Consider the following 2,967-nt stretch of genomic DNA (forward strand, 5'->3'; position numbering starts at 1 on the left):
CTTCTGCACCATTGCCTCCTCAACCTGCTGGACAATGCCGGCCGCTATGGCGCGCCGGGCAGCGCCATCACCATCGAGGGGCGGCACCGATTCGGCGAGCTTCGGCTGGCGGTGCTGGATCACGGCCCCGGCCTGCCGCCCGGCCGCGAGGCGCAGGTGTTCGAGACGTTCCGGCGGCTGGAGGGATCCGATCGGGCGGTCGGCGGCACCGGGCTGGGCCTCGCCATCGTGAAGGCCTTTGCCGAGGCGATGGGCATGGGCGTGGAAGCCGCCAATCGCCCGGACGAGGTGGGCGCGGCCTTTACCCTGGTCTTTCCGCCCCACCTCATCGTGCGCGAGCTGCGCACCGAAAGCGCCACCTGACATGGCGGCCAAGGTGCTGGTGGTGGATGACGATGCGGCGATCCGCCGGCTGCTGCGCAACACGCTGCTGCGCGCCGATTATGCCGTGGCGGAGGCGGGCAATGCGCGCGAGGCGCTGCGCCTGGCGCCGATCGAGCAGCCGGACGCGGTGCTGCTGGACCTGGGCCTGCCCGATCGTGATGGGCTTGGCCTCATACCCCTGTTGCGCGCACAGGGCGGGCCGGTGATCCTGGTGGTATCCGCGCGCGAGGCCGTGGAGGAAAAGGTCAGCGCGCTGGATCTGGGCGCGGACGATTTCGTCACCAAGCCGTTCGACACAGAGGAATTGCTCGCCCGGCTGCGTGTGGCGCTGCGCCACCGCCATGCCGGGGCGGCGCCGCCGACGATCGTGCGGCGCGGCGACATCGCCATCGATCTCGATCGCCGCACGGTGGAGCGCGCGGGCGTCGAGGTGCATCTGACGCGCAAGGAGCGCGACGTGCTGACGCTGCTCGCCCGTCACCTTGGCCGGGTCGTCACGCACGAACGGCTGCTCACCAGTTGCTGGGGCGGGGACGAGGATCCCCGGATCGAATATCTGCGTATCGTGATCCGCAACCTGCGCCAGAAGCTGGAAGCGCCCGGCCCGGTCGGCAGCGTGATCACCAACGAGCTTGGCGTGGGATATCGGCTGCGCGCCGACGGCTGACGCCGCGATCCGGCCGGCGCCGCCCGCCCGCCCGCGCGCTCAGCCGCCTATAATGGCTCCAGTGCATGGCCGCGCGTGAGCGGCCGCGAGGAGCAACGGTGCGACACGACGAACAGCAGCCAGGCGCAGCGGGCCTGCGCATCACTGAGCCCCGCGCCGGGCGGGTGCTGGCAGGCGGGACGAGCGGGCTGGCGCGCCTGCTGAGCCTCGGCGACGAGGCGATGGTGATCGCCACACGCTTGCAGCCGCATCTGGGCGAGCAGGTGACGGTGGACCTGTCGGACGAATGCTCGCTGACCGGCACGGTGATCTGGACGCAGCCGGGCGAATGCGGGCTGTGTCTCGCCGCGCCGATCGACAGCGCCGCTTTGTTGCAGCGCCTCGCCCCGAAGCGGGCGCGAGAGCGGGCGGTAGGCGAGCACCGCCGGCGTCGGCCGTCCGACACGCCGGTGGTGATGCTGAGCGAGCTGGGGCAGCAGATCGTGCGCCTGCGCGACCTCACGCCGGGCGGCGCGCGCATCGTGCATGACGGCCGCTTCCTGCCGGGCATGGCGGTGAAGCTGCAGATCGCGCCCGGCATCGAGCGCCCGGGCATCCTGTCCTGGTCCCGCGACGGGATCGCGGGCGTGGTGCTGGGGGATGCGATGGACGGCGATCCGCAGGGTGTCGTGACCCGCATGTGAGCCGCGCCGGCGCGGTCCGGGATGGTTTCGTGCCGGAATCCGCCGTTTTGCGGATGCAGAGGCGTAGCGCGTGCGGCTCGCCGGATGCCGGGAAAAGCCCGGTCTCACAATGTGCGCTGGCACAGGGTTCGCGATGGGCTGCTTCCGTCGCGGAGGCCGCCCCAGCGCGCAGCCTTCCGGTGTTTCGGACGTCGAGCGCGCCTCAGGGAGGGGGCAGCATTTCCAGCATCTGCGACACGCGGCTGCGCAATTTCGGCTCGCGCGTGATTTCAAGGATGGTGCCGAGGCTGCTGCGGGCAGTGGTGACATCGCCGTCGACCAGCTCCAGCCGCGCGCGCTGCCACCAGGCATGGGCATATTCGGGCGCCATGGCCGTCATGCGTTCATATAGCGTCAGCGCGCGGCGGCCGCGGCCGGCCTGTTCGGCGCGCGACGCCTGGTTCTGGAGCAGGCGGATCAGCACCGCGCGATTGGGCATGGCGCTGACCTGAGTGACCGGCTCCTCCGCCGGCGAATGGGCCTGGAGCAGCGCGGCCAGCCGCTCCGCGCCGACCCGCGCGCCGCCGGCGAACGGATCAATGATGACGGGCGCCTCGTCCATGCCGATCAGCACCAGCACATGGCCCGGCACGTCCAGCACCTGCGCATGCCAGCCCAGCCGGCGCGCGGCCGCGACATACAGGATCGACAGGCTGACGGGCAGGCCGCGCCGGCGATCCATCACGCGGATCAGATCGGCATTGTCGGGATCGTCATAGGTTTCCTCGTCGCCCAGGAAGCCGAACTCCTGCGCCAGCACCGCGGACAGCGCCTCCGCCTGATCGGCTGCCACCATTGTCTCGCCGGCCGCCAGTGCGAGGCTGTCGGCGATCTCCTCCAGCGTGCGGTGATAGGGATCGAGATCCACCTCGGGCCGGTCCAGCAGCGCCAGCGCAAGCGCCGCTTCGTCGAGGACGATCTCCTGATCCTCGACCAGGCCGAGGCGGATCAGATCGTCATCCAGCGGGGAGGGGGTGGGCGAAGGCACGGATGAGGACATGTCGCCAAGATGGGGATGGCGGCGCCCGGGTGCAAAGCCGCAAACCGGGCGGGGGAGCGGGCGAGGAATCGCGCGGGGGAGTGGGCGAGGGACCCGGTAAGGTACCGGGCGGGAATGCGGGGATCGCGAACTTCGCCGCGGGGGCCTTGATCCGGCGCGCGCCTTGCCCCAGATTGTGCGGGCGGGCCGGGCCC

General features: G+C 71.1%; 4 protein-coding genes. 3 read left to right on the forward strand and 1 reads right to left on the reverse strand.

The annotated features are described in order from the left end of the window. The 3 genes from AX702_RS10495 to AX702_RS10505 form a co-directional block, all read left to right on the forward strand. A partial coding sequence (locus AX702_RS10495) for a sensor histidine kinase (RefSeq protein WP_231731813.1) occupies window positions 1-363 on the forward strand: 363 nt, incomplete at its 5' end. A gap of 1 nt (window position 364) precedes the next feature. Then, window positions 365-1,051, forward strand: a complete 687-nt coding sequence (locus AX702_RS10500) for a response regulator transcription factor (RefSeq protein WP_066779160.1) — start codon at window positions 365-367, stop codon at window positions 1,049-1,051. A gap of 98 nt (window positions 1,052-1,149) precedes the next feature. Beyond that, on the forward strand, window positions 1,150-1,734 hold the full coding sequence (locus AX702_RS10505) for a hypothetical protein (RefSeq protein ID WP_156455443.1): 585 nt from the start codon (window positions 1,150-1,152) through the stop codon (window positions 1,732-1,734). A 202-nt stretch (window positions 1,735-1,936) separates the two neighbouring features. Here AX702_RS10505 and AX702_RS10510 read toward each other — a convergent pair whose 3' ends face one another. After that, on the reverse strand, window positions 1,937-2,773 hold the full coding sequence (locus AX702_RS10510) for a SirB1 family protein (RefSeq protein WP_066779164.1): 837 nt from the start codon (window positions 2,771-2,773) through the stop codon (window positions 1,937-1,939). Between the last annotated feature and the right edge of the window lie 194 nt (window positions 2,774-2,967).

This window comes from Sphingomonas sp. CCH5-D11 (genome assembly GCF_001557395.1).
GTDB lineage: Bacteria > Pseudomonadota > Alphaproteobacteria > Sphingomonadales > Sphingomonadaceae > Sphingomonas.

Excerpts from the sequence above, each read along its gene's own strand:
- AX702_RS10500 (WP_066779160.1), top strand. The coding sequence starts at position 365 with ATGGCGGCCAAGGTGCTGGTGGTGGATGACGATGCGGCGATCCGCCGG.
- AX702_RS10510 (WP_066779164.1), bottom strand. The coding sequence starts at position 2,773 with ATGTCCTCATCCGTGCCTTCGCCCACCCCCTCCCCGCTGGATGACGAT.